The organism is Paenibacillus sp. FSL H7-0350 (genome assembly GCF_038593195.1).
Taxonomy (GTDB): domain Bacteria; phylum Bacillota; class Bacilli; order Paenibacillales; family Paenibacillaceae; genus Paenibacillus_AQ.
This window is the reverse complement of sequence record NZ_CP151972.1, coordinates 5,533,547-5,557,896: the sequence shown is the minus strand read 5'-3', so window position 1 is coordinate 5,557,896 and position 24,350 is coordinate 5,533,547. Positions and strand designations below refer to the sequence as shown.

The following is a 24,350-nucleotide window of genomic DNA, read 5'->3' as shown; positions in this document are numbered from 1 at the left end:
CTTCCGGACACTACCATACTTAACTAATTACTTTATGCTCTTATCAGCCCGCTGGAGCGCCAATCATTGTACTACGTTAAAGTAGCATGCACTAGGCTCTGACTAGTCCTCCATGCCGCGCTATATGCGCACAACGGTTCAGCTGCCGCTAGTCGATCATCAGGTTCAAACTAATCAACATTCATTTAATCCCCTCGCTTGCTGAGGGTTTGCAGTCCCCCAACTAACAAAGGTGAGAACGTTATGCTTAAATGCAATCTGTACAACTAAATCGTCTGATTTACGGCCAAATGTACTTTTAGCTGTATTTCGTGCAACTAAAATGCTTATGTACCCGGCTTTTCGCCCATTCAGGGCAAATATAGTTGTATAGAATACAGTTAGGAGAGGTATGCCTTCCTTTTCACTGTTTTTAGTTGTACAGAGTACACCTATCTCTGTAAGTAATGTTACCTGATCGCATTAGTTAAAAGCTTACGCAGCCTGCTATTGCCGCTGCTTTATTCTGCGTCCGTGTCCGCCTCCGGGCTTGCGGAAGCGGATGGCTCCGCACTAGGCGCGGCTGCAGCTGTAGCTTCCGGGGCGCTGCCCGGATCTGCCGCCAGCTTCAGCGAGTATCTTCCGGCGGTGATCATATCACCTGCCGCCAGCTTCGCGCCTGCTGAAAGCTCCACCGTCACCTCGTATACGCGTGACGGAGGAGTGCCGGCGGCTCCACTGTCCGCATCGCCGTCCACTCCCGCTCCTGCATCACCCTTCGCACCGCCGTCCACTCCCGCTCCTGCATCACCCTTCGCATCGCCGTCCACTCCGGCTCCTGCATCACCCTTCGCATCGCCGTCCACTCCGGCTCCTGCATCACCCTTCGCATCGCCGTCCGCTCCGGCGCCTGCCTTACCACTCGCATCGCCGTCCGCTCCGGCGCCTGCCTTACCACTCGCATCGCCGTCCGCTCCGGCGCCTGCCTTACCACTCGCATCGCCATCCGCTCCGGCTCCTGTATTACCCTTCGCATCGCCATCCGCTCCGGCTCCTGTATTACCCTTCGCATCGCCATCCGCTCCGGCTCCTGTATTACCCTTCGCATCGCCGTCCACTCCGGCGCCTGCTGCAACCTGGCAACTGCTAACCGTTGCCTTAACCTCATAGTCCGTAACGCCGCTGGCGGACTCCACGCCGATCCGCTCCGGCTTGAAGGCGGAGCATTCCGCAGCATCAGTGAAGCTGAACAACAGCTTCACGCTGTTATTCTTACCCGCTTCTCCGCTTCCCGCATCTCCGCTACTATTCCCGCCAGTCCCTGCATCACCGCCGTTATTCCCGCCGATAAGCCGGACTGAGACCGGAGCCGCTACAGCGGCTTGTCCGGTCTCTGCCGGAAGCGGGCTGGGGCTGGCCACCGGCGCAGCTGTATCCTTGCCGCGTCCCCCTAGCTGGCTCAGCAGGATAACCGCCGCAATCAGAATGATCCCGAGGATGCTCCCTGAGATCAGGATTTGAAATCGGCTGCGGCTGACCCACCGCGCCAGCGGCGAAGCCAGCTGGGCGCGGGCTTCATTGTAGACAGTCTGCATGGCAGGCGTTGCTGTGTCGAGATGGGTTTTGCGGAATTCCCGGTTCTTGAACGCCTCGCGGTCGCTCTTTAGGAAATATCTCAGCACGGCCCGCTTGTAATTCGGCCACAGCTTCTTGCCTGAGCTTGCGAACAGCCAGCTATGCTGCGACCAGTCCAGGAACCGGTACACTGTCTCCTTGTCATTGCCCGCCTTGCGGACCACCAGATCCAGCAGCGCATCATAATCCAGCGGTCCGCCTTCACGTTCACTGCTGTGATAGAAGGCCAGCGGCAGCCGGTCGAATGGCTCAAGGCTCCGCGCTTCCTTCAGCCACCGCGCGCCCAGCAACTGTACATCGTCCAGCTCACGCGGCGTCAGTCCGGCAAAAATCTCCTCGTCCGGCGACTCCTCCCCGAACCAGCGGTAGGCCGCGCGCAGCGCATTCGCTTTGCGCTTCGCAATCGCATCGAGCGGCGGCTGCCAGTCTGCCGTATCCCGGTAACGCAGGAACGAGATCTCCAGCAGCTGCTCCATCGTCAGCTCGTCCAGCGAGAGCCGGTTCAGCAGGAAGCGGTCCGCAACCGTGCCCAACTCCTCCATAACGGACAAGGCCTCCGGGTACACACCGCCTCTGCGGCGCTGCTTCTCTGCCTGTTGGACCGCTTCATGAACAGCCGTTACCGCCGCTACCGGATCGGACTCCCGCTGCAGCTTCTCCAGCAGATATTCCTTGAAGGTATCCCGTACCGCTGCCTGCTGAAGCACTTCTGGAAGGCTCCGGCCGAAGTGGCCCACGAGGCGGAGGATATCCGCCGTCCCGGCAGCGGCAGCCAGCCGGGATTCCAGATACGGCTCGAACAGCGCTCTGCGGAAGAGAGATTGGGACAGCACTTTTTTGAAGAATGCCTCACTAAGCTCCGCATCACTCTCAATAATCCCGTAAGCCGCCGACAGCACATCCTCCCGGCCCCCGGACTGGCAGTTCAGCATCCCGTTGATGAAGTAATCGACGATCTTCACCCGGTAATTATGGCCCGGCAGCGCGTAATACGCCTTGAACTGTTCCAGGATCTCCGTTGACGGAATCCCCTTCTTGCGGATCAGATCATATTCGCGGTCGAACCGCTCCAGGAACATATCATTCAGCCGCACCCGCGAGTCCAGCTTCCCCTCCGGCTTCAGATAGGACAGCAGGCCGCCGAGTATAGCGTTCTTGTTGTCTGTATATAAGGCTTCGTTGCCTTGCTCGATTTCATAAAAGACCGCCAGCTCATTGTAGAGCGCCAGCGACAGCTTACGCTCCGGACTCTCTCCGAGCAGCAGGCTGTCGGCAAACTTAGCGAAATCGCGGAGGCTTCCGCCCTTCTCCACCAGCGTCTTCCAGGCCAGATCGGCATAGATCTGCCGCGACTCGCCGAAGTCGGTATTCAGGAACCTTGCACCTGCCAGATCGAAGATGTAATCCTTCTCGATATTACGGTCGCCCGGACGCAGTGAGCCCTTTTCCACGAAGGTCAGGTGAATATATTTGCGGCTCTGCGGCTCCTTGGCATACGTGATCACTCCGAGCCTGCGGCGGAAGTCATATGGCAGCGCAGCGAAGATAACTTCCGTCAGCCGGACCGCACGCTGCGACAAATCACTGATGGGCACATCCAGCGCTACATAGATTTTCTTCTTCCCGGCTACGGACAGCATTACCGCCTGCAGCAGGGCTTTGAACAGCTCTTCTGTGAATCCTAGACCGGACAGCACCGTACGCGGATCTGACGGCACGTCCAGCTCTCGGGTTGCCACGGGAATCGACTCCAGCTCAGGCAGGGTTCCGCCAGGCTCTCCCTCATAGCTCCGGGCAAACCCCGCGTGCAGCCAGCTTCCATACCCCTCGACAATCTCTTCGGAGCGGATAGGCGGCACCACGAAATTATGGGCAAAAAAAGCGCTCCGCTGCCCCGTAAAATCCGCCGCCAGATAACGGCTCTCTCCGATCACAGTCTCGTTGCTCTCCGTATGGAACAGGTGCAGCGCAGCCGGATACAGCTCCTCATCCTTCTCGCCGCGCGCCGTAAGTTCAGCCGGGGCATCGTAGAGGCAGAAGGGATGCAGGATTTTTTTGACAAAATTATTATCGAGACTCTCCGATTTCGCTACCGTATCGAAGCCCTCTGTCGACCGGTACACGCCGCGGCGCTCGCGGGTATACATCTGCTGGGTGATCATGGACCCTGACAATCTGTTCACGGCCCGTCGCTCCCCTCAATGTAATTCAGCTTGTGCAGCAGCCAGATGAACGGCTCATCGACCCGGATCGGACTGACCACACCCTCCACCTTCTGATTGACCGGATTGCTGCCCAGCGCAGACACGGCGAAATACCCTGTATTAGCAAAATACACATCCATCGTATCCTTGAACGGACGGTCCACCTTCTCAATAAAGCGCCGGATTTCACCGTCGATGTTGTGGAACTCGTCCAGGTTCAGCGTTTTGCGGTGCACGTAGTTGTTGAACACATTGCTGTTCGACTTGATATAGTCGCCATCCTCATCCTTGAGGGAGTGGAGCATATCGCTTTTGGCCAGGACGACTGCGGTCGGAATCTCGGTCTTGCTCTTCTCCTGATAGGCGATGAAATCCCCGAACATGGTCAGCACCACATCACGCGGCTCATCATACTGCGATACCCACTCTCCCGGGCGGTCACCGAAATTAATGCGGATCTTCTCCCGGACTGAACGGATCTGCAGCGGATCGACCATGAACAGAATCCCTGCGGAGTTCTTAATATGCTGGCCGTGCAGGCCTAAGTAATCCTGATCGACCATACCTTCACCGGCCACATCGAAGAACACCAGCGTCAGCGGGGGCTTAGACTCATCCTTGAACACGAACTGGAAAATAAACGGCTCCTGCATCTTCTCCTTCTGGGTAGACGCCAGCAGATCCCCACGCTCGAACAGCGGCTCCTCGTACAAGGTGCGGAATTTGCGGCTGATCTCGGCATTCAGCGGCATACAGGCTGCGTCGAAATGTCCTGCCGTTGTATGCTGGAGCGTGTGGATCAGCGAGGTCATATAGACAGACTTCCCGACCTGGGAAGCTCCGATAATCGAGATAATATTGCTAGGCACCTTGCCTGCTGTTACAGGCAGTTCGTTATGGCAGGACGGACAGAGCCGTCTGCGGGTCATCACCCCGTAGCGGTCGGTGAGCCCGGTCAGCACATTGTCTGTATAATGATGATACTCCTCCGGGATATCCGCCGGCTGCAGAACTGCTTCCATATCATCCACCGTATCGAGGCCGAAGCGCTCCCGGTATTTATTCAGCAGATCATCCTCACCGAGCGCATAATTCTCATCATCCTCACGGCTGTGCATGGCCCGGAACACCACTTCCTCCGGCTCAAAGCGCGTGAAGCAGAACGGGCAGACGATATCGTAATACAGCGGCCTCGCTGCAGGCTGATTCTTCTTCATGAAACGGCTAAAAAAAGACATCTCTCATCCTCCTCAGAGTTGTGTCAGCACCCGGTATGCTACTCCCGCTCACTCGGGAACCAGCTCATAATACGCCCCGTATTTAGGCCCATCGGTGAAGAAAATACGGATGAAGTCGTCCTTGCCGACCTCAATCGGCGGGAGCTGGTTGCGCCCGGGAGCGAAGTCCTGAACGAACGGGAACCTTGCACCGTCCTCCTTGGAGGATGGGTGCGCATCCCGCTTTTTGACGTAGCAGAGCACTTCCTTCGGCACCGGCACCTCGGCAGTAATCGTCATCTGCACGGTTTTCAGCTTGCTGAACAACCCCTTTTTGTGCTGGACCGCGTAGTAGATCCTCGCTTTGCCCGCGCTGACGAGCGCCCGGTTACCGCCATCCTGCTGACGGACCAGCAGCGTCTCCCCATTCTCGCTAATCCGCACGTAAATGGTATAGGCCACCATCCCGATCTCGTCCAGCCGGTCCCGGTACCCGTTATTCGCTTTGTATTCTTCACGCGTGTAGAGCTTCATGCCCGGAGGCGGATGCTCATGACTGTCCGGTGCCTCCGCAGAGGCCTTATGAATATATACCGCCTGTACACCGTCCGGCCAGCGCCAGCGCAGCGTACAGAACCGGTCTTCCACTCTGGATACAACTTCGGTAATCACCGGTGCTCCAGCGTCTGCCTCGGCGTACTTCATGGCAACCTGCCCCTTTCCCTGCATCTGGCTTTAGAACCCTTTACTGCCGCGGTTACGGCGGGGTGAATGAATACTGTCCGCAGGCGCATTAGCAGCCCCCGCAGCTCTTCCCCGGCGCGACAAGCGTCCTTCCCCTACAGGCACGATATACGTGAACAAGGTGAGAATGGCCGCCAGAACGAGCAGCGCCAGCAGCCGGGTCATAGGGTCCCAGAGCGTGTCGCCTTTCAGGCCGGATTCCAGAATCAGCCCCGCAATAAGTCCCGATACCGTGCCCCCGATACTGAAGCTCCGGGCCAGATGGCGGTTATCGAACACAATGCCAAGGCCCAGACCCAGCGCCGTACCAAGCAGCATCAAGGCCAGCACACGCACCACAGCATAATAAGGGCTGTCCGCGGTCTGGTCGCTGCGTTCGGTCAGCAGTGTCCGGTCCCCCAGACGGTCATAAATCTGCTGGAATACGTCGCCAAGCCGGTTCGCATCGGCCACATCATAATACTGTCCGCCGGTGCCGCTGGCGATATTCTGGAGCAGATTTGCGCCGGACGGATCATCCAGGGCCAGCCCAATTGTATTCACTTTTATTCCACGCGCTACATAGTCTGTCAGCTCCGTAGAGGTATTGAACTGGCTGACACCGTCGGATAGGAGAATAACCATCGCCCCGCGGTCCGCGCCGTCTTCATGAATTACCTTCATCGCTTCGGCCAGCGCGCCGCTGATATTCGTTCCGCCTTCAGTCGTCTTCAGGCTGCTGATGACCTCCATAACCTTCTCGCGGTTCGCCGCTTTGGAGAGCGGGAGCAGCGGCTGGACCACGGAAGCCTCATTGCTGAAGGTAACTACAGCGACTTTGTTGTCTTTTTTGAGCTGCTGCACCAGATTCTTGGCCGCCGCGTAGCGCCTGTCTGACGGGTCGCTCTGCGACATGCTGCCGGAATCATCGATCACCATGACGACATTCTTAACCGGTTTGCTGCCGCCGAAGTTCAGCTCGTACACGAACTCGGTCAGCGTGCCCACGCCGAGCAACAGCACGACCATGAGCGGGAACATTTTCCACGAGGTGCCCAGGTAACGCAGCTTCCATGATTGTCCGTTCAGCTTCGGTGAAATGTTCTCTGCGACCAGAGCGCCTATTCCAACACATAAGGCCACGATGGCAAAATAAATGCCGACCAGCACCATCTGAGGTAAATCATACGGCCTGCGGTCCAGCAGCAGCTCACCGAGCACAAACGCTACACCCGCGCCGAGCAGACTGAACAGCAGCAGGAGCAGATTGATTTTTCGCTGCATTGCACTTCATCCTTTCCGGGAAAAGCTTGATCTTCACGCGCTTCCCCATTCCATTCTATTGCACATCCGGCAGTGGAATGAATGAGAATTGTCCTACGAAGCCTGTTAGTGTAGGCCCGCACCCACGTCCGGGACCCGGAGCATGGGTATTATCATGGTGAACCCTCTGATCTCGGCCAACCCCCTGTAATCAGGGGCATTAGTGCTCCTCATTTGGCGGTTCAGCATACTTTCGGTGAAATCAGGGGCATTAGTGCTCCTCATTTGGCGGTTCGGCATACTTTCGGTGAAATCAGGGGCATTAGTGCTCCTCATTTGCTGGTTCGGCACACTTTCGGTGAATTCAGGGGCACTTGTGCTCCTCATTTGCTGGTTCGGCACACTTTCGGTGAATTCAGGGGCATTAGTGCTCCTCATTTGCTGGTTCGGCACACTTTCGGTGAATTCAGGGGCATTAGTGCTCCTCATTTGGCGGTTAAGCACACTTTCGGTGAATTCAGGGGCACTATTACTGACACTCGCCAGCATCAGAGGGATTTATCCCTCTCATTTCACCATCCAGCCCACTTCCACCAGCATCCGGTCAGCCTACGAACTCGCGCGGACTATAGATCCTGCGGTTGTGGTAGCCCGAACATAAATAATAGTTTGTCATAGCACTTCGCTCATCAGCACTCATCCCATCTAATCGCCACTCATCAGCACATATCCCATCTATTCGCCACTCATCTCATCACCGGCAGCTGCTCCTCTTCCAGACCGTGGAGCTGGTATCCGTTGCCGGCATAAGTCTCGTAATAGACCTTGCCGTTGCGGTAGTAGAGCAAGTCTTCCAAGTGGAAGCCGCCCATCAGGTTCAGCTTCTCTACGCCGCTGCGGCGCTGCTCATGTACGAAGCCGAGCCGGTAGATGCGGGTGGTCTCGTCAGCACTGAAGGCATAGCGCAGGAATTCGGAGGAGCTGTCGCCGAAGAAGTACTTCTCTTCATGCCGGTGCTCCTGCGTATACTCGAACAGGCGGACATTCATCGCCGCCTCCTCCTCCAGACTGCGGTAGAGCTGCTTGAACAGCTCCTCCTTGGAGACGATGTCCCGGTTCTCGTAAGCGGCTGCGACATTAGCGCGCCGCAGCAGCTCCTCCTCGAACGGAAGCGTGAACGGTCCCGCCGTAAGCAGCTCCCGGCGGCACAGCTCAATCAGCCGCTCGGCAACAGCCTGGCCGCCTCCTTGCACTAGCAGCCCGGAGAGACTACCCATGAACCGCTCGCTGAAGAAGATCCCCGCACCGCGCCGGGTCTCGATATCCTTCATGACATCGTCGGTCACACTGCGGTAATACTCCATGATGTTCTGATCTACGGCCTCTTTGCTGCGGCCAATGCTGACGAGGGCCAAGCTGTGCAGATCCTCCTCCAAAGCATCCATCGCCGCAACCTTCGTTCTGCTGTCTGCGTGCAGCTGCTCCAGTGCAGCGTCATAGCGGAGACAGAGGGCCAGCTCGCTCTCCAGCAGCAGAATCTCATACTTCTTGCCGTAGACGGACTCGAACAGATAATGAATGAAATTGCGCACCGTCCGTTTGTCCAGCAGCGGCACCCGCTGGAACGGCTGACGCTCCACGCTCTCCGCATAGAGCCGCTCCAGCTCCTCCTGCGCGGAGAGCAGAGCGGAACGCAGGCCGCCCATATGCTGGCGCAAGGCCTGCAGCACGCTGCCCTCACCCGTCTTCTCACTGGTCCATTCCGCCAGCTGGTAGAAGGTGACCGGGGAGGCTCCTGCCTCCTCGGCCGCCAGCACGCCGGCCCACTCCCGGGCCGGGTCGATGCCCGCCGCCCTTCTCACGGACACCTCCGCAAAATTACTGCGGAAGTAAGCCTGCGCCCCTTCCCCGAACAGCAGTTCCTCGGCCTCGCGCAGTGAGAGCATGCGCAGCTGTGAATAGGACGGGCGCCCGTGGCTCATCAGCCCGGTCATCTCGGCGAGAGCGGACTGCTCCGGCAGCAATTCCGCCGCGCGGTCACGCAGGGTATCCGCTCCAAGGCCAAGCATCGCCTGCCGCTCCTTAAGACTACGGGGGTGGCCTGCACGCAGCCGCCCGGACAGATAATGCAGCGCATGGTACAGTACCGCCAGCGCAATCTGGCGGTTCGGCCGCCGCACCGCCGAGAAGCCGGCAGACGCGTAGCCTTGTCTGCCTGTGCTGCCGCGGATGCCGCTTTTGAACGTCATATTATTGTAGCCGCCATGCCCGGAGGCCTGATCGGCCGCAGGCCGGACCCGGTTCTTGAGCAGGCTGATGTGGGCGATAATCTCGTAATTGTCGTCCATCCCATGGACCGACATCAGTCCGCGCTCGTTCTTGTCGGAGAGCAGATAGACCAGATCGAACAGCGGAGAAGGGCCATGCGCCACTGGAATGGACAGCCCTTCCTCCGTAACCAGCAGCGGAGCGCTTAAGGCATAATCCGCCGCCTGCATCCCGTCCAGCTCACGCAGACAAGCCAGCCCGACCGAGCTGGAATAGCCGAAGTTATCCCCCTGCTCCCGTTCGTTAATCAGCGCGTACAGATCAATCTGTACTGATTTGAACGACTGGCTGAGAATTGCGCGGGCCAGGAGCACGATCTCCGGCAACAGCACATTCTGCGGGTCATCGACCCGTGTAATGACAGACAGATGGATAACGTCAAAAGAGGAATAAAGCCGCCCGTAATCCGCTATGCTGTTGCTTAAGCTGCGCAGCGTCCGGTTCATTCCGGCCAAATACTGGCTATCCTCATGAAATTCACGGTACAGCTCACGCCGGACCGTACGCGGATCACGCCCTGCCGTATCCGGCAGGGCCATGTGCATCACACGTTCATGGACGCTGCTGTTTCCGCTGCCGATCCGCCCCTTGACCCCCTCCTTCTCCTGCGTACTGCCGCTGCCGTTATGTGAACCGGCATGCAGCGCCATCACGCCGCCCGCATTGTCCCATTTGCGCTGACAGCGTTCCAGCACAGGGCCGATGGCCGGGGTCACCTTATCGCCCAGGAACAGGAACAGCGCAGGGTAATGGATACTGCTGCGCCCATCCCCCTTATTATGCTGTGCTTCCTCCAAAGCAGCGTATTGCTCGGCATATTGTAAGGCCTGATCTCTGATCATAGGCCTACTTCAGCTTTCTGCGGATGCTGCCAAGCTTGCCGGTCAGGCTCTTGTAGAAGCTGTACATTTCATCTCCGTTGGCATGCTCTACCCGCTCATATTCCAGAGCGTCACGTGCCTCCAGGAACGAGACATACATCCCTTCCAGCTTATACAGCAGCGGAGTTACATCTTCGGCTGCGGTCATCTCTCCGGCCCGGCGTGCTGCCTTGCGGAGCAGGAGACTGCGGCTTTTCTCATCCAGCTCACGGAAATGGCGGTAGACGGCATACTCCACATAGCTGCGTTCCTTCATCAGATTGGCGAACGGCTCCCAGGCATCCTCGTCCTCGTCACGGTCATAGACATAGAGCGCACCTTTTTTGGAGATGGTATCGGTGTACAGCGCTTCGATGAACTGGTCCAGCCATTTGTCTTCATCCAGATGCTGATGCACCAGCGCCTCCAGCTCCTGTGACTTGGCTGCCAGCGCATCGTATTTCGCCAGCTCCTCACGGACACGGGCAATGAGCTGCGGGGAACGGATCAGGTTCTCCTGGGCCAGCTCCAGATTAATGCTGCCGAAGATATCCTTCACGGCTTCGCGTTCAAGACCTCCTGTACGGAGCGCTTTGAGCTCTTCAGCAGCCTTGCGCACTTCACCCAGATTCGGACGCGGCGCATCCAGCTGCAGATCATAAGCGCCCAGCAGCTTGCCCAGATCCAGCGGCTTCGTGAAGTTCACGGAGAAGCGGCTGCTCGTGTTCTCGTCCACACCCTTCTCTATAATGACACCGGATTCCAGCGCCCGGGCGAAATCCGCACGCACTCTGGCATTATAATCACGGACGCGCGGGTTCACGTAAGTATCGCCCCATGACTTCTCCGGGATCGGTGAAGGCAGATAGGTCCAGTTGTCCTTGTCCGTCATCACGAGATGGCGTCCAATGCCTTCTTTATCCAGGATGGTCCGTTCATAGTTCTCCTCAAATACCCGCAGCGGCGTGTATACGAACAACGGCACCCCGTTGCGTGTATTCAGCCAGAAAATCCGGTTCTTCACCTGGCTCTCCTTGATCGTGAACTGCGATTTGCCGAGTGCATTGTTCTGATAATTCCGCACACCCTTCAGAATCCCCGGTGCCTTCACCGGCACAGAGACGAAGCCCCAGGACGGGAAGTGCAGACTGCCTGAGCTGTTGCTGAGGTGGAAAATCGGCACCGCATCCTCATCCAGACGTCCGGCAATAATCCGCTCCACGAACTTATCCAGCGGCTCCTCGTGCCCGTATTTCATCACCAGGAAATCCTCCATCGAGCGGGTAATCAGATCCCCGAACTTGTCGCTGAGGAACTCGGATATGGAGCGGACAATATCAATCTCCTGCTCCCTTACCCAGCGCCCGGAATGCTTCAGCATCTCGCGTGTGAAGTCACGGATCAGATCATCGCCATCCTTTTGATCCATGATTTTGGAGATGGTCGCCGAGATATCCGGCACGTTGACGATATTCCAATAGTAGGTTTTGTTGCCCTTGTGGTCAGCCTGTTCTTCGCCATTAATCAGAATGTCACCGTTCTTCTCGAAGATCGAGCTGAGCGCGGTCAGAATCTCGGTGAACACACCGTAGATCCGGCTGTTCTCTTCATTCAGCAGTTCATACAGATCCTCATAGAACTGGATCATCTGCTCGGTGCGCTCCACATCGGCATGCAGCCAGTATTCATTGATTTTGGCTTCAATATAGGCATTCTTCTTCTTCTCCTTGGACACAAAAGCGCTCCGCGCATCGCCCAGCTTATCCTCTGCACTCTCCTGTGCGGTCTCAATATCACGCGGCAGGCGCAAGAGGCTCTCGCGCAGCGCTTCAATATAAGACTGGATCAGCTTCAGGATGCAGAAGCCCTTCTCTGTGTACAGCAGCCGGGACACATAGAACGGCCCCTGCTCGGGATGAAGGAAGATGCGCTCCAGCTCTTCGCCGAACTGTCCGGCAATCTCGCCCGGAAGCTGCTTCTTGGATTTGATATATTCCTCACGCGCACGGGCCAGGAAGTTCTGCTCCAGCTCCGTATCCATGCTGACGACCTGATTCTTGACCACGTTCGCATGGCTGAGACGCTCGCTGTTCTGATAGCCCGGCAATGGCTCCGGCACACGGGACTCGAACGTCTTGATCATCGTATCAAGATCGATGCCGAGCTTACGCGCCATCTTCTCCACATCCTCCTGATTCGGGGCGTGATGGAACATCTTGTCCATTTTGTCGAAGAGGCGGTAGGCCAGGTAGGTTGTCATTTCCTCAATCGGCAGCACGGCCGAGGATGCTCCAATAATGTTGTATTCATAGTTGGCAGGATAAGTCTTGTTCATCTGGGCAATGTTCGTGCGGATGTTGCTGATATAGTCATGGATGGCGAACTCTTCGCCGGATGCCTTCTCTTCACTGGCCATGAAGTTGGTGATGTTCTCAGCCGTCACATTCATGCAGTAATCGTAGGCATTCTCCAGCAGCTTGCCTTCCGTATTCGTTGCGGAGATGAGATGACAGAGATTGAACGGCGGCAGCGGCGAGTTGACGCTCAGAATATTGCCGTACTTCTGGCGGAACCGTTCGCCCCGGCTGTCCACGTTCATCCAGTAATCCAGTTCTTTAAGCGCGGCATACCCGTTCTTACGGATATACTCGCGGGTATGCTCGCTGAGGCTTTTGTTCGACAGGTTGACGTCCGGTGTGAACAGATAGCCCAGCGTATTGACACGGTCTATCCCGGCTGCGCCGTAGTCACGTTCAATAATGCCGCGCACGATGTAGGCAATATCCAGGAACGCCCCGCTGCCGGTTCCGCCGGACAGACCGGTAAGCAGGAAGACCATCAGCTTCTTGCTGGTGCCGACAGACAGCGTCTTGATCTTCTTGTCGATGGCGGCAACCACCTGGTTGATCTTCGTGAACAGCAACAGGCGTCCGGCCTGGCGCACCCCGGCGGCTCCGTTCATGCCGTCTGTGATGCTCAGCTCCGGCGACAGCCAGTCTGTAATGTAAGAATCCAGGATGCTGCGGTTCTGCAGCAGTCCGCCGATCTCGGCATTGGCCAGCAGCACGAATTCATTCTGCGGATCGAGGCCGATGCCCTTGTATTTTTTGCCGCGGTCCTGTTCATTGGTCTCGAACGCCAGGAATTCCACGTTGTCGGGCTTATCCCGCTTCTTCTTGGACAACGGATCTTCAGGCAGCTTGAAGCGGCGGTTAATCTGGTATTTGAGCCGCAGCAGGGCATCGATGCCCGTGCCGCCAAGCCCGATAATGAGGATCGGGTTGTCGATGGTATCCACTCTAATCTTGTCGCTGACGATCCCTCCGCCAAGCGATACATCCAGCTGTTGAATATGTTCTCTTACTACCGGTTTCATAGGTTCTCCCCCAAAAGTTGTGATAGCCTATGCAGCCCGAATCACTTCATATAATCGCTTCGGGAGCATACACTTAGCCTGCTTATCAGATCAAATATTCCAATAGAATCGTCTTGTCTACCGTCTGCAGAGAGACTGTTACCCGGTCCCCGCTCTTCAGCTCCAGGCCCCGCGAGGTATCAGCAGCACGCCCTGAGCGTTCCACCGAGATCCCTTCGCCCCCGCGCAGCAGGAGCCGGTCATGGGTTCCCGGGGTGAAGACCAGCTTTTCGCTCTCCTTAAGTTCAGGAGCAAGCTGCAGGAGCTGGTGCAGAGTGAACTTGCCGCGGAAGGCGGCGAGCTTCTTGTACTGCGGATAGGTTTTCTCTCCGGTGTTGCCGTCCACCACTTCCACTACCAGTTGTCCGACGAACCCCCGGTTAGCCTTACTGCGCAGCAGCCAGAATGCGGCAGCAGCAGCCAGCAGCAGCACAATACCGCCGATGATATAGTACAGCGTGTTCGAGGTCTTCTCCTCAGCAGGCTCTTCGCCCGCAGGAGTGCCTGCTGACGGCGGGGTAGTCGCCACCGTTCCCGTCTTGGCATTGATCGTCAGCTCGTCGCTCTCGCGGTAGAAGCTGCTCTCCTCGGCCCGGACCTTCAGCTTATATTCATGACTGTCTTGTATCTCAAAAGTGCCCTTAAACGCAGCACCCGAATTGTCCAGCGGAATCTCCTGCACCTGGCCGGTATCGACATCAGTTGCCAGCAGCACCGCCTTCATCTCCTGATACAGGCTGCCTTCCGTTACCTCCGCCCCGTTGCTGTACAGATGGGAAGAGATCTCCACCTTGTCGCCTTTGCCGTAAGACTTGGCTGGCAGAGCATCCAGCTTCAGCTCCAGATCGTAGTTGAACACCAGATTAATATCGATCTTATCCTTCGGCACGCCCTTGACCTGGAGCTTCCAGTCCCCCTGCTCCGGCGCGAGCAGCTTGATCAGGGTGTAGGTGGACGACTTCGACAGCAACACCTTATCCGAGGGAATAGCAACTTCCTTGCCGGAAGGATCGCTCAGCTTCGCCGTCACCGGCTTCGAGGACATAATGGAGATATTCGCTTCCAGCACGCTGCTGTTCGGCACGTTCACCGTTACGTCCTGATAATCGCCGTTTGCCGTAATGGACGGCACCGGCACCACCTTCAGCTTCAAGTGGCTGGCAAAAATCTCGCTGAGAATCTGCGGCAGATCATCGGCAGAATTCGTGGTGAACGCCTTGCCGCCTGTCTCGGCGGACAGTCCGGCCAGAATATTCTTGTTCAGCTTGCCGTCTGCATTCAGCCCTATGCTATATACGGGATACCCCTTCTGCTTGGCAGACTCTACTGCTGCCTTCAGCTCCTTGTCGGAATCGGACTGCTTCCGGCCGCTGGCTTCATTCAGGTCATTGTTGCCGTCCGCCAGCATGACAATCATTGGCTCATGGCCGGGATCGCTGCCGTTCTCCAGCACCTTCACTGCCTCTTCCATCCCGACCGCCAGGTCTGTGTAGGGTCCACGGCTAAGCCCGTCGATGAAATTCTTCAGATCCTCCTTGTCGCCGGCGGATTTGATGCCGAGCAGCGCCTTCTCGCGCTGTACCTTATCGGTGTAGGCCACAATGCCTACCTTATCGCCTTGGGTGGACAGCATATCTATGAACATCTTCATCGCTTCATTGGCTATCTTGTTCTTGTCGCTCTTGTTCATCGAGTTGCTGACATCGATCAGCAGCACAGCGTCAATATGTGACGGTGCGGCTGAAGCCGCGCTGGCTCGCGAAGCAGCATATGGAGATACAGTGATGCATAAGATCATGAGCAATACAGGCAATATGCGCTGCAGTCTATTCTTGGCCTTGCTGAAATAACGTTCGTTACGAAGCATAAATAGGGCTCCTCTTGTGTGAAATTAGGCGGATATGGCAGATCCGTAACGCATAGCTAAATTCTGTCAATAGCATGCCATTATGATATAATTAAACCTTGTAAACTTCAACATAGTGACCGCTGGACCGGCACTTCCGCTAGTGGCAATCGCCATCCTGAGCCGGATAGACTATTCTAAGTATACGCCGCTTTCCTGAATATTTGATTAAAAGACCGTAACCAGAGCAGAAAGGAAGAGTTCCATGATTACATACGCCATACTCGGGATAACGTTTCTCTATGCTGTGATTCAGATCATTCTATATGCTTCCCGCCAGCGGAAGCCGCTCACCCGCGAGGATATCGACGAGCGCCTGCTGGCTGCATTGAACGGAGGAGATACGGCCCGTGAGTAAAAAGAAACCGGTGATCTTCCGTCCCTTCAAAGCCCCCCGTTACGCCTTCGAGAAGCTGCGCATCTGCCGCCGCTGTCACCGTTACACCGCGCTGGGCGAGGAACGCTGCACCCGCTGCGGCCGCGCTTCGCTGACTCCGGTGGAGAAGTATGCAGTGTCCCAGGCCGGGCGCAGGGTACAGACCCGGCTGCTCGTTATTCTCCTGCTGACCCTGGCCGGAATCTATTTCGGACAGAATCTGCAGCAGATGGTGCTGTGCGGCACAGGCGGTCTCGTATTAGCCGGACTGGTCTACTATACGCAGCGAAAAGTACGGCAGAACGAAAATCTGTATGCGCTGAACAAACTGCTTGGCCGTAATATCTATAGCATCAAGGAAGATCTGGAGCTGAACCGCCAGGAAGCCGTGACGGTACTGCGCGAGAATGATGTGCTCGCTTATGAGAAGCTGCGCGAGATCTCCGTGCTGCTGCGCGGAGACCGGATCTCCCGCCAGCGTGTCGCCCTGCTGCACGGCTTCCAGCTGCGCAAGGACATGACGCTGGAGCTGGAGCAGCTGCTGCTGAAGGACTTCGAGCCGCTGCTGGCTGAATATATCGGGGAGATCGCCAGGGTCCGCCCCGAGCTGATCAAAGACCGCACCCTGCGCTATGTCAAGAATTACGAGGTGCAGATTCTCGAAATGGATACGGGGCTGGTCATTATGGCCGCCGTTGCCAGTGCTGCGGTCCGCATGAAGCGATACGCGCTGCTCTACTCCGGCATGATCGGCCGCTATGTGCAGGAGCTGCCCAAGGACCGGTTCCTGCGCTTATCCAGACTCATTGCCGCGAACCCTTATGAGCCGTGGAACGGCCTGGATGCCAAGGTAGAGGAGATCCGTGAGCTTAAGTACCGCTGGGACCCTGAAGTATAAGGTTAGAAGCGGACTGCCGCTCTATCCTTATCTATGAATAAAGGGGCTATATTATATGACGATCATACGGGCTGTAACCCTGCGGAATATTATGATTATTCTGTGTATTTTGATGCTGCTCCCGCTGGGACAGAAGGCGCTGGGGATTAAAAATAAGCTTAAGGATGTACAAGAAGCCGGTGAATTGTACGCTGCCGGGGAGCTTATCGCCGCCGAGAACCGGTACCGCCAAGCAGCGGCCAACCACGCGATTTCTTATAAAGAAGAAGAAATATCGGCAAGACTGGCAGAGCTGGCTCCCATAACGGGCATCCGCAGCAGTCTAAGCAGACTGTCCTTAACGCTTGCGGACCAGCTGACTGTGAAGGATTTCGCAGGGATGATGGAGAGCTACGCCTACCTGCTCAGCCTGAAGAGCAAGTATATGACGCCGGGCGGTCCCTATGAAGCCTATTATCGCCAGCTCTCGGCGGATTCAGGCGTCTCAGACAAGATGACAGCCGGGTTCCGGCAGTTCAAGGATGAGTATCTGGCCGGACTTACCGCAGGTTCGACTAAGGGGGCAGATTCCGGGACGGGCAGCGACAGTACGGACAGTCTCAAATGGAGCCTGCTGCAGATTCCGGCAGACTATTACGGGGGAACCGCCGCCAAGGATAAGCTGCTCGCTGCGAGCTTCAAGGCCTATGATACCGCGGGGCTCAAGGCTCTGGCCGCAGACGGAAGCTTCGGGCTTATGCTGGAGAGCGCCCTCTCTATGGAAGAAGCTTATAAGAATCATAGTTATACCGCGCCTTGGCTTAACAAGCAGGTTCAGGAGAGCGCTTCGCTCATCCTGAACAAGGATCTGGATGGTGACCTCACCGCAGCCTTCGCCGGACATGCTGCCCGCTACCGCAGCTATGCGGCATCTGCCGGCATCACCAGCTCCAAGGTGCTGAAGCTGATCGATAACAGCATCGCCCGGCTGCTCCGTGAGGGCACGCGACATGTGCGCGGCGGCCGGTATGCGGATGCCATCAGGCTCTATGCCGAGCTGGCTCCGGTGCAGGATACCTTGGCGGAGACCGCAGCCGCAACGCTGGCCTGGAATACCGCCGAGCCGGTACGGCTGCTGCCGGGCGGCGAAGTGCCGGGCAGCTACTCCCTTACAGCGTCCGTTACTGACAAGTACGGTGCCAAGGTAGCCGTAGCTGGAGTAGATGCTGGCGGCAAGCTGGTCTACGCCGAGATGGGCGGGGACGGCACGGTCTCCACCCGGACCGGGGAGGTAGTCCCGGGTTCGGGGATGCTGAGCGCTCTTTCTTTTGACGAGCCGTTATCCGCTTACTCCGAAGTTCCAGTAGTTGTAGCTAACAGCGGTGAGACTGACGGACGCAGCACCTTCACAGGCTATGCCATCCGGACGGAAGGTATCTCCCTGCTGTTCAGCTTCACGGGCAGCAGCTATGAGCTTATGGCAGAGGACGGCTCCATCCGCGTTGCGGACAACGATCTGACCGATGGGGCCGATGGCCGGACAGCTATTTTCCGCCAGGTGAACGGAAGTTATGAATTCACGGAGCTCTATCAGGAGGCCGCCGCCTATACTCCAATTGATGCGGCACAGCTTGAGCTTCATCTCAATGAGAAGGTGATGTTCTCCTGTGAGATTATCCTCGACTCTGCCGGAAGAACCGTTGCGCTCGCAAATGGACGTTACCTGCTTCTTCAAGGCCAGGTGCCTCCGTATACCGGCTCCGCCGTCATCAGCGGCCAATTTGAGAATGGCTATGGCTCGATGGAGACTGATCTCGGCGAAGCTGCCGTGCCGGTATTTATTGTTGATTCTGCGGACAGCTTGAGCCTCATACTTTAACCTAACCGGGATAAGGAGCCTTTATTGCACATAGAGGTTCTTTATCTCTTTTTGTGCTTGGAATTTCATTATTTTTTCATTAATAACGGCTATACTGGGTCTTACAGGAACTGCGCGGGAGCGGTATCCATAATCATTCAATGAAGAAAGCGGGCTTGCTGCTATGCGAATTCTTTTGGTGGAAGATGATTCCAAGCTGGGCTATATGATCCAGTACAAGCTTAAGCAAGCCGGACATCTGAGCGAGTGGGTCCAGCATTCGGATGAAGCCGAGACATGGTTTGCTGCAGGGGAATTTGATCTCTACATTCTGGACTGGATGCTTCCCGGCAAAACCGGACTTGAGCTGTGCAGACAACAGCGGACAAGGAACGACAACACCCCCATCCTTATGCTGACTGCACGCGGCGAGATTGAAGACCGGGTTAACGGGCTGCTGACAGGGGCAGATGATTATGTAGTCAAGCCGTTCGCCTTCGAGGAGCTGCTAGCCCGGATCACTGCCCTGGACCGCAGAAAGCAGGTTCAGGGCACGATGAACAAGCTTGCCGTTGGCGGGCTGCTTTTGACTCCGGATACCCAGGAGGCTGAACGTGACGGTGTCTCTTTTACACTGACCCGGCGTGAATTTCAGCTGCTGGAGTACTTCGTCCGGCATCCTGGAACCGTATTGTCAAGAGAACGGATTCTGAGTTATGTCTGGGGCAATGAAGCGGATGTAACGCTGAATGCCGTCGATGCAGTCATCCGGCTCTTGCGGAAGAAAGTCGATGATCCTTTTCCGGTAAAGCTGATCAAGAGTGTACACGGAAGAGGGTACCGCTTAATAAATCCTGGAGCTGAGCCGGATGATACCTAACACGCGCAAGCATCTGACCCTCTTTTACAGCACCATGATTGGATTGATTCTGCTGATTATGGCGGTCTCCTTCTATTATGCATTGTCCGAAGTAATCCACAGGGATGAGAATCATAATCTCGAAGCTGCAGCATACAAGGCCCGGGAAGAATGGCTCCATATCTCCCCGCAGGATGCGGAAGAATCACAGGAGCGCCGGCAGGCAGACCATGCGATGGAGTGGGAATATTTGCAGAGCGACCAATTCGCGGCAATTACGGACAGTGCGTGGTCGATCGCTGCGCAGTCCCCCGGTAGGGAGAATCCGCTGCTCGCTCCTTCCATCCGGCAGCAGCTTGACGCTCAACCTGACCAAAGCCATGTTCATCTCCGCATTTCTTCCGGTAATCGTATGACAACGTATGCTGTACTGCGTATGTCGGCCGGAGATGCAGCTCAGCACATCATACTTATCGGTGAAGATGTCACGAGGCAGGAGGCCTTGCTTCAGCAAATGAGGCTGCTGCTCACAGCCATTACTCTGCTTCTGCTTGCTGCAGCCACCTTCATCGGGTACCTATTCGCCGGCCGGACCATGGTTCCCATTAGACAGGCGTTTGCCCGGCAGCAGAAATTTACAGCGTATGCTTCCCATGAGTTAAGAACACCCTTAAGCGTACTTCAACTGGCCGTGGATATTCTGGAGGAGGAGAAGGGGAAGCTGTCCCCTGTTCAGCAAAGGGTTCTTGCGGATATGAAGGAGGAGCTGCAGCGCATGAACAGACTGACAGAGCAGTTGCTCACGCTGGCCAGGAACGACTCTCCCCTGCAGCATACCGCCCATAAGCCGTTCGACTTAAAGCACAGCCTATCCTTCGCCGCAGCAAGAATGCAGTTGATGGCCGCCGAGAAACAAGTGACCCTGCAGCTGGATATTGACCACCCGGAAGAAGCGTTTCTTTTCACCGGAGACAGCGAACAGATCGACCAGCTGCTCTACATTCTTCTGGATAATGCGATGAAATACTCTTCCGCAGGGGATAAGGTCACACTGGGGATATCCCGTAACGGCAACGGTACGGTCGGGTTATCCATCCAGGACACAGGATGCGGCATTCCCGAAGCTGATATCCCCCATCTATTCGAACGTTTCTTCCGTGTCAATCAGGCCCGGACACGGGAACATGGCGGCACCGGTCTGGGTCTTGCTATTGCCTCTGAGATCGCCAACAGACACGGAGGCCGAATCGCGGTCCAGAGCACCCTTCATCAGGGAAGCACCTTTACGGTCATTCTCCCTGAAACCAAGGGTTCCACCCGGCAATAACTTTGAGAACTGGAGGTTTGAAGAATGTTCACTGAAATATTGGCACATATTCATCCGATTATCGTACATTTCCCGATTGCTCTGATCATTATTGGTTGCGGCTATGATGCGGTGCTCGCTGTGAGGAGACGCGCTCTGCCGCCCGGACAGGGGTTATGGTTATGGCTTCTGGCCGCCGCCGGGGCTTGGGCCGCTATTGCGACAGGTCCCGATGATGATGCGCGCGGAGTAACCTCATTCATAGAACCGCATGAGACGCTTGCGACATTAACCGCTTGGACAGTAACTCTGATCGCGGCCTGGAGATTGCTGATGCTCTGGAAAGGAAACCGGGCGTTTGTGAGAATACCGTTAGCGCTGTATATAGCCGTATCTGTGGCTTCATGCGGCCTGGTGCTGGGAACCGGTTATTACGGCGGAAAAATGGTGTACACGGACGGCGTAGGGGTATCCGCCAATGGCGCCGCAGTGAATCCGCCTCACTCCTCCTCTCACCGTGGCGGATAGAGATTCCTCGGGGCTGCGGATATTGCGAACGGCGCGGAGCCGCAGATCAGTGACGGGATGAGCAAGGTGACCTCTGCTTCATATATTGAAAGATTAATAGTCACGATGATACTATATAACGTAATTAAATGAATTGGAGGGAAATGATGGACGCTAAAGCGAAAAAAATATTAAACAAAACGTTCTGGTCTGCGCAGGGATGGAAGCCTGCCGGGACAAGACTGCCTTTTGCAGGAGAAGAGTTTGAATATGCTAAAAGCAAAGGGGTGATGTTCGATCCTGTGACGATGACGCATGATGAGTGTGTCTCGAGAATTTGTTATTTGCTAGAGCATGAGATGACGAAGGACAGGCTAGCTGCTGCCTTTTTACATAGCTTATCCACAAGAGAAGTACATCTGAGAAGCGGGTTATCCAGCTATGCATTAACCAGCAACCTTATTCAGCATAAATATAGTGACAAGCTTCTGGAGCGTGCCAGCTACAGCCATTGCTTCTATTGTAACGAACATAAATTAATGACTCATGAAGAATGGAATAATGCCGATATTAATATTTTGAATTTTGAACGGGTAAAATGGGGTGGTGTCCGCTTAAATTGGCTCCTATATTGCTGGATGGATATAGAACTGCTAGCGAAGGAGGAACCGGTAGAGGTGACATCTGAGGATGTTCAGATTCTCAAAAATTTACTGGCAGAGGTGGATGCCTGCGCTGAGACGGATTCCGCACGTAAATTAGAGAAGCGTTGGAAGAATGTATTAGCCTCCAACCAGTATGAACGAGATGCTATGATGGAAATATGGGGGTTTGCAGGTATATTAGCTTCTGAGGAGCGGCTTGGACCGGAACGCGGCAGAGGGACGGACTTCGTATCCGTAGATTCATGGCTTGGCATAGATCGTTATGCGAAAGAGAAGGTTGAGTATTATTTTGGAACTTATTTATAGCAAGGAGAATGGAATGGGCCAACTCCACTTTCGCAGAGTGAAAATTGAGTTGGCCCGTATTCATTATGGACGATTCTATGTTTGAAACGAAATCGAGAGTGATTAATGGTTTGCGCGTAACTCTTCCAGCAGCTCCATCACCTCTGACTCCTCTACCGGAACGGAATACGAGCCGTCTGCGAAAAGCTTCATCCTCCCGATGCCGTCCTGGAAGACGAAGCGGATGCGGCCGCTGCGCACTTTTTTGTCCGTGTACATCTTATCTAGGAGCGCGCGGTTTGTAATATAATTTGGAATCTCTGTCGGCAGCCCCGCCTTCTTCAGCAAAGCCACCACACGGTTAGCCTGCTCTTCCGTCATATAACTTAATTTCACACCCAGCTTCGCCTGAATAACAAGGCCCACAGCAATGGCCTCGCCATGCAGCAGCCGGTAACCACTGAGCGCCTCAAGCGCCCGGCCTGCCGTATGCCCCAGATTCAGAATCTGCCGCAGATTACTTTCATGCTCATCCTGCTCTACCACTTCATATTTGATCCGGCAATTCGTCAGCGCGATATGCTCACACACCCCGGCCTCCAGGATCAGCTCCCCTTCTTCTGTAATGATTCTGTCCATGTTCGCTTCCAAGTAACTGAAGAACTGCTCATCCCCCAGACAGGCATGCTTGATGGTCTCGGCCAGACCGCTTCTGAACTCACGGGACGGTAGTGTACGCCAGGCGGCCAAATCTATGTATACTTTACGGGGCTGGTGAAAGACGCCGATCAGGTTCGTGGCGACAGGGGTGTTCACGCCTGTTTTGCCGCCAACGGAGGCATCTGCTGCTGCCAGCAAGGTGGTAGCATAATTCAGCGAAGGTACTCCCCGGCCAAAGGTTCCTGCCACAAAGCCCGCCAGATCCGTCACCGCTCCGCCCCCCACCGCAATAATACAGCAATCTCTGCCGTAGGCATGGCTTAGCAGCTGGTCTTCCAGCATTGCCTTCGTCTCCCGGGTCTTCGAGCTCTCCCCCGCCGGAAACGAGAATAATTCCACTTGGAATCCCTCATGACGTAGCAGCTCTAGTAAAGGACGGCCATATAACAACTCCACCGTAGAGTCTGTAATAATTGCATATTTGCTAATCCCCGTAAGCAGCCCCTGCTGCAAATCGCGAACTAATGAGGCGGACAGATGCTCACCGATTTCAATAGAGTAAGAGTGATCGACTACTTTTTGGAGTGTTACTTCAAAGCTCTTGGACATGGGCTCAGCCCCTTTCTCTATAAGACTATTGCCTGCAGATTTCATTTACGGATCATCGTCCGGTAGACGAACTTCGGCAGCGCAGATTGTCTGCGCCAGCGTGACTTCTGGCCTTTGGCGACGGGTGAGAACAACAGTCTGTGCGCCCACTCCAGATTCATTTTTTTCCAGATGGCCGGTGCTGGCCGTACTTTCCCGGAGATCACATCCAGACTTCCGCCCACGCCAAAAACAAGCTTAATCCCCTGCAATTCGTCTTTGTGCTTATACAGCCATTTATCTGAGTACGGAGCACCCATGGCAAGAATGAGCACATCCGGCTTGGATTGCTGAATACTGGCAATAATCCCTGGCTCTTCGTCAGGTGCAAAGAACCCGTGATGCCTCCCGGCAATCTTCACCTGCGGATAGCGCGTGTTAATCTGCTCCACTGCCAGTCTGCTAGTAGACTCATCTGTCCCCAGAAAATAAAAACGCCAACCCCGCTCATTTCCCCTCGCAAGTAAACTCAGCAGCAGGTCATAGCCGGTCACCCGCTCTGCAATAGGATTGCCTTGTCTTCGCGCCGCCATCACAATGCCGATCCCGTCAGGGACAATCAGATCTGCCGAGTCGATGATCTCCCGCAGCTGTTTGTCCGTTTGACTCGCCAGGGTAATCTCCGGATTCGCCGTAATGAGATGAAACAGCCCTCCCTGCCCGTCCATGATCTGCTCATCCAGCAGCGAAGTCGTCTGTTCCAGCGTCAATTTGGAGAAGGGGAGTCCCAGAATACACACCTTGTCCTTCATCTTGTCACCTCTCTCTTATTCTCTAAT

Annotated in this window: 16 protein-coding genes; 7 read left to right on the top strand and 9 right to left on the bottom strand. The window is 55.7% G+C overall.

Going from position 1 to position 24,350, the window contains the following annotated elements:
- Positions 1–500 precede the first annotated feature (500 nt).
- From NYE24_RS25245 to NYE24_RS25215, 7 genes are all read right to left on the bottom strand, one after another.
- A complete protein-coding gene (locus NYE24_RS25245; protein WP_342476962.1) occupies positions 501–3,797 on the bottom strand; it encodes a hypothetical protein in 3,297 nt (1,098 codons plus the stop codon).
- Entirely contained in the window at positions 3,794–5,056 is a 1,263-nt protein-coding gene (locus NYE24_RS25240) for a hypothetical protein (protein ID WP_036701281.1), read from the bottom strand. Before NYE24_RS25240 ends, NYE24_RS25245 begins: the two co-directional genes overlap by 4 nt.
- Before the next feature lie 48 nt (positions 5,057–5,104).
- Entirely contained in the window at positions 5,105–5,740 is a 636-nt protein-coding gene (locus NYE24_RS25235) for a hypothetical protein (protein WP_036701282.1), read from the bottom strand.
- Positions 5,741–5,770: 30 nt separating this feature from the next.
- Positions 5,771–7,042 carry a VWA domain-containing protein gene (locus NYE24_RS25230; protein ID WP_342476961.1) on the bottom strand — a complete coding sequence of 424 codons (1,272 nt, stop codon included), beginning with the start codon at positions 7,040–7,042 and terminating at the stop codon, positions 5,771–5,773.
- Positions 7,043–7,767: 725 nt separating this feature from the next.
- The gene (locus NYE24_RS25225; RefSeq protein ID WP_342476960.1) at positions 7,768–10,191 is read right to left on the bottom strand and encodes a transcription initiation factor TFIID; all 2,424 of its coding nucleotides are present in this window, start codon (positions 10,189–10,191) and stop codon (positions 7,768–7,770) included.
- Positions 10,192–10,195: 4 nt separating this feature from the next.
- Entirely contained in the window at positions 10,196–13,585 is a 3,390-nt protein-coding gene (locus NYE24_RS25220) for a tubulin-like doman-containing protein (RefSeq protein ID WP_342476959.1), read from the bottom strand.
- A gap of 85 nt (positions 13,586–13,670) precedes the next feature.
- The gene (locus NYE24_RS25215) at positions 13,671–15,491 is read right to left on the bottom strand and encodes a vWA domain-containing protein (RefSeq protein WP_036701290.1); all 1,821 of its coding nucleotides are present in this window, start codon (positions 15,489–15,491) and stop codon (positions 13,671–13,673) included.
- A gap of 244 nt (positions 15,492–15,735) precedes the next feature.
- Between NYE24_RS25215 and NYE24_RS25210 the strand changes: the two genes are divergently transcribed.
- The 7 genes from NYE24_RS25210 (at position 15,736) to NYE24_RS25180 (ending at position 22,284) form a co-directional block, all read left to right on the top strand.
- Positions 15,736–15,888 carry a hypothetical protein gene (locus NYE24_RS25210; protein ID WP_155991665.1) on the top strand — a complete coding sequence of 51 codons (153 nt, stop codon included), beginning with the start codon at positions 15,736–15,738 and terminating at the stop codon, positions 15,886–15,888.
- Complete coding sequence (locus NYE24_RS25205; protein WP_036701292.1) at positions 15,881–16,804, top strand: hypothetical protein; 924 nt, start codon at positions 15,881–15,883, stop codon at positions 16,802–16,804. Before NYE24_RS25210 ends, NYE24_RS25205 begins: the two co-directional genes overlap by 8 nt.
- 55 nt (positions 16,805–16,859) lie before the next feature.
- On the top strand, positions 16,860–18,662 hold the full coding sequence (locus NYE24_RS25200) for a hypothetical protein (RefSeq protein WP_342476958.1): 1,803 nt from the start codon (positions 16,860–16,862) through the stop codon (positions 18,660–18,662).
- A gap of 163 nt (positions 18,663–18,825) precedes the next feature.
- Positions 18,826–19,521 (top strand): response regulator transcription factor, encoded by a 696-nt coding sequence (locus NYE24_RS25195; RefSeq protein ID WP_036701296.1) that lies wholly within the window; start codon positions 18,826–18,828, stop codon positions 19,519–19,521.
- Positions 19,511–20,827, top strand: coding sequence for an ATP-binding protein (locus NYE24_RS25190; RefSeq protein ID WP_051494059.1), 1,317 nt, complete (start codon positions 19,511–19,513; stop codon positions 20,825–20,827). Before NYE24_RS25195 ends, NYE24_RS25190 begins: the two co-directional genes overlap by 11 nt.
- 24 nt (positions 20,828–20,851) lie before the next feature.
- Positions 20,852–21,334, top strand: a complete 483-nt coding sequence (locus NYE24_RS25185; protein WP_036701299.1) for a DUF2231 domain-containing protein — start codon at positions 20,852–20,854, stop codon at positions 21,332–21,334.
- Between the two features lie 146 nt (positions 21,335–21,480).
- A complete protein-coding gene (locus NYE24_RS25180) occupies positions 21,481–22,284 on the top strand; it encodes a hypothetical protein (protein WP_341028865.1) in 804 nt (267 codons plus the stop codon).
- A 102-nt stretch (positions 22,285–22,386) separates the two neighbouring features.
- On the opposite strand, the gene aroB is transcribed toward NYE24_RS25180, so the two are convergent.
- Together aroB and NYE24_RS25170 are read right to left on the bottom strand one after the other, a co-directional pair.
- Entirely contained in the window at positions 22,387–23,532 is a 1,146-nt protein-coding gene (gene aroB / locus NYE24_RS25175) for a 3-dehydroquinate synthase (RefSeq protein WP_036701301.1), read from the bottom strand.
- Between the two features lie 41 nt (positions 23,533–23,573).
- Positions 23,574–24,323, bottom strand: coding sequence for a WecB/TagA/CpsF family glycosyltransferase (locus NYE24_RS25170; RefSeq protein WP_036701303.1), 750 nt, complete (start codon positions 24,321–24,323; stop codon positions 23,574–23,576).
- Between the last annotated feature and the right edge of the window lie 27 nt (positions 24,324–24,350).

What these genes read in the sequence shown, in the direction of transcription:
- NYE24_RS25215 (WP_036701290.1), bottom strand. Translation starts at nt 15,491, where the DNA reads ATGCTTCGTAACGAACGTTATTTCAGCAAGGCCAAGAATAGACTGCAG.
- NYE24_RS25200 (WP_342476958.1), top strand. Translation starts at nt 16,860, where the DNA reads ATGACGATCATACGGGCTGTAACCCTGCGGAATATTATGATTATTCTG.
- NYE24_RS25180 (WP_341028865.1), top strand. Translation starts at nt 21,481, where the DNA reads ATGGACGCTAAAGCGAAAAAAATATTAAACAAAACGTTCTGGTCTGCG.
- NYE24_RS25185 (WP_036701299.1), top strand. Translation starts at nt 20,852, where the DNA reads ATGTTCACTGAAATATTGGCACATATTCATCCGATTATCGTACATTTC.
- NYE24_RS25195 (WP_036701296.1), top strand. Translation starts at nt 18,826, where the DNA reads ATGCGAATTCTTTTGGTGGAAGATGATTCCAAGCTGGGCTATATGATC.
- NYE24_RS25235 (WP_036701282.1), bottom strand. Translation starts at nt 5,740, where the DNA reads ATGAAGTACGCCGAGGCAGACGCTGGAGCACCGGTGATTACCGAAGTT.
- NYE24_RS25170 (WP_036701303.1), bottom strand. Translation starts at nt 24,323, where the DNA reads ATGAAGGACAAGGTGTGTATTCTGGGACTCCCCTTCTCCAAATTGACG.
- NYE24_RS25220 (WP_342476959.1), bottom strand. Translation starts at nt 13,585, where the DNA reads ATGAAACCGGTAGTAAGAGAACATATTCAACAGCTGGATGTATCGCTT.
- NYE24_RS25240 (WP_036701281.1), bottom strand. Translation starts at nt 5,056, where the DNA reads ATGTCTTTTTTTAGCCGTTTCATGAAGAAGAATCAGCCTGCAGCGAGG.
- aroB (WP_036701301.1), bottom strand. Translation starts at nt 23,532, where the DNA reads ATGTCCAAGAGCTTTGAAGTAACACTCCAAAAAGTAGTCGATCACTCT.
- NYE24_RS25225 (WP_342476960.1), bottom strand. Translation starts at nt 10,191, where the DNA reads ATGATCAGAGATCAGGCCTTACAATATGCCGAGCAATACGCTGCTTTG.
- NYE24_RS25190 (WP_051494059.1), top strand. Translation starts at nt 19,511, where the DNA reads ATGATACCTAACACGCGCAAGCATCTGACCCTCTTTTACAGCACCATG.
- NYE24_RS25230 (WP_342476961.1), bottom strand. Translation starts at nt 7,042, where the DNA reads ATGCAGCGAAAAATCAATCTGCTCCTGCTGCTGTTCAGTCTGCTCGGC.
- NYE24_RS25210 (WP_155991665.1), top strand. Translation starts at nt 15,736, where the DNA reads ATGATTACATACGCCATACTCGGGATAACGTTTCTCTATGCTGTGATT.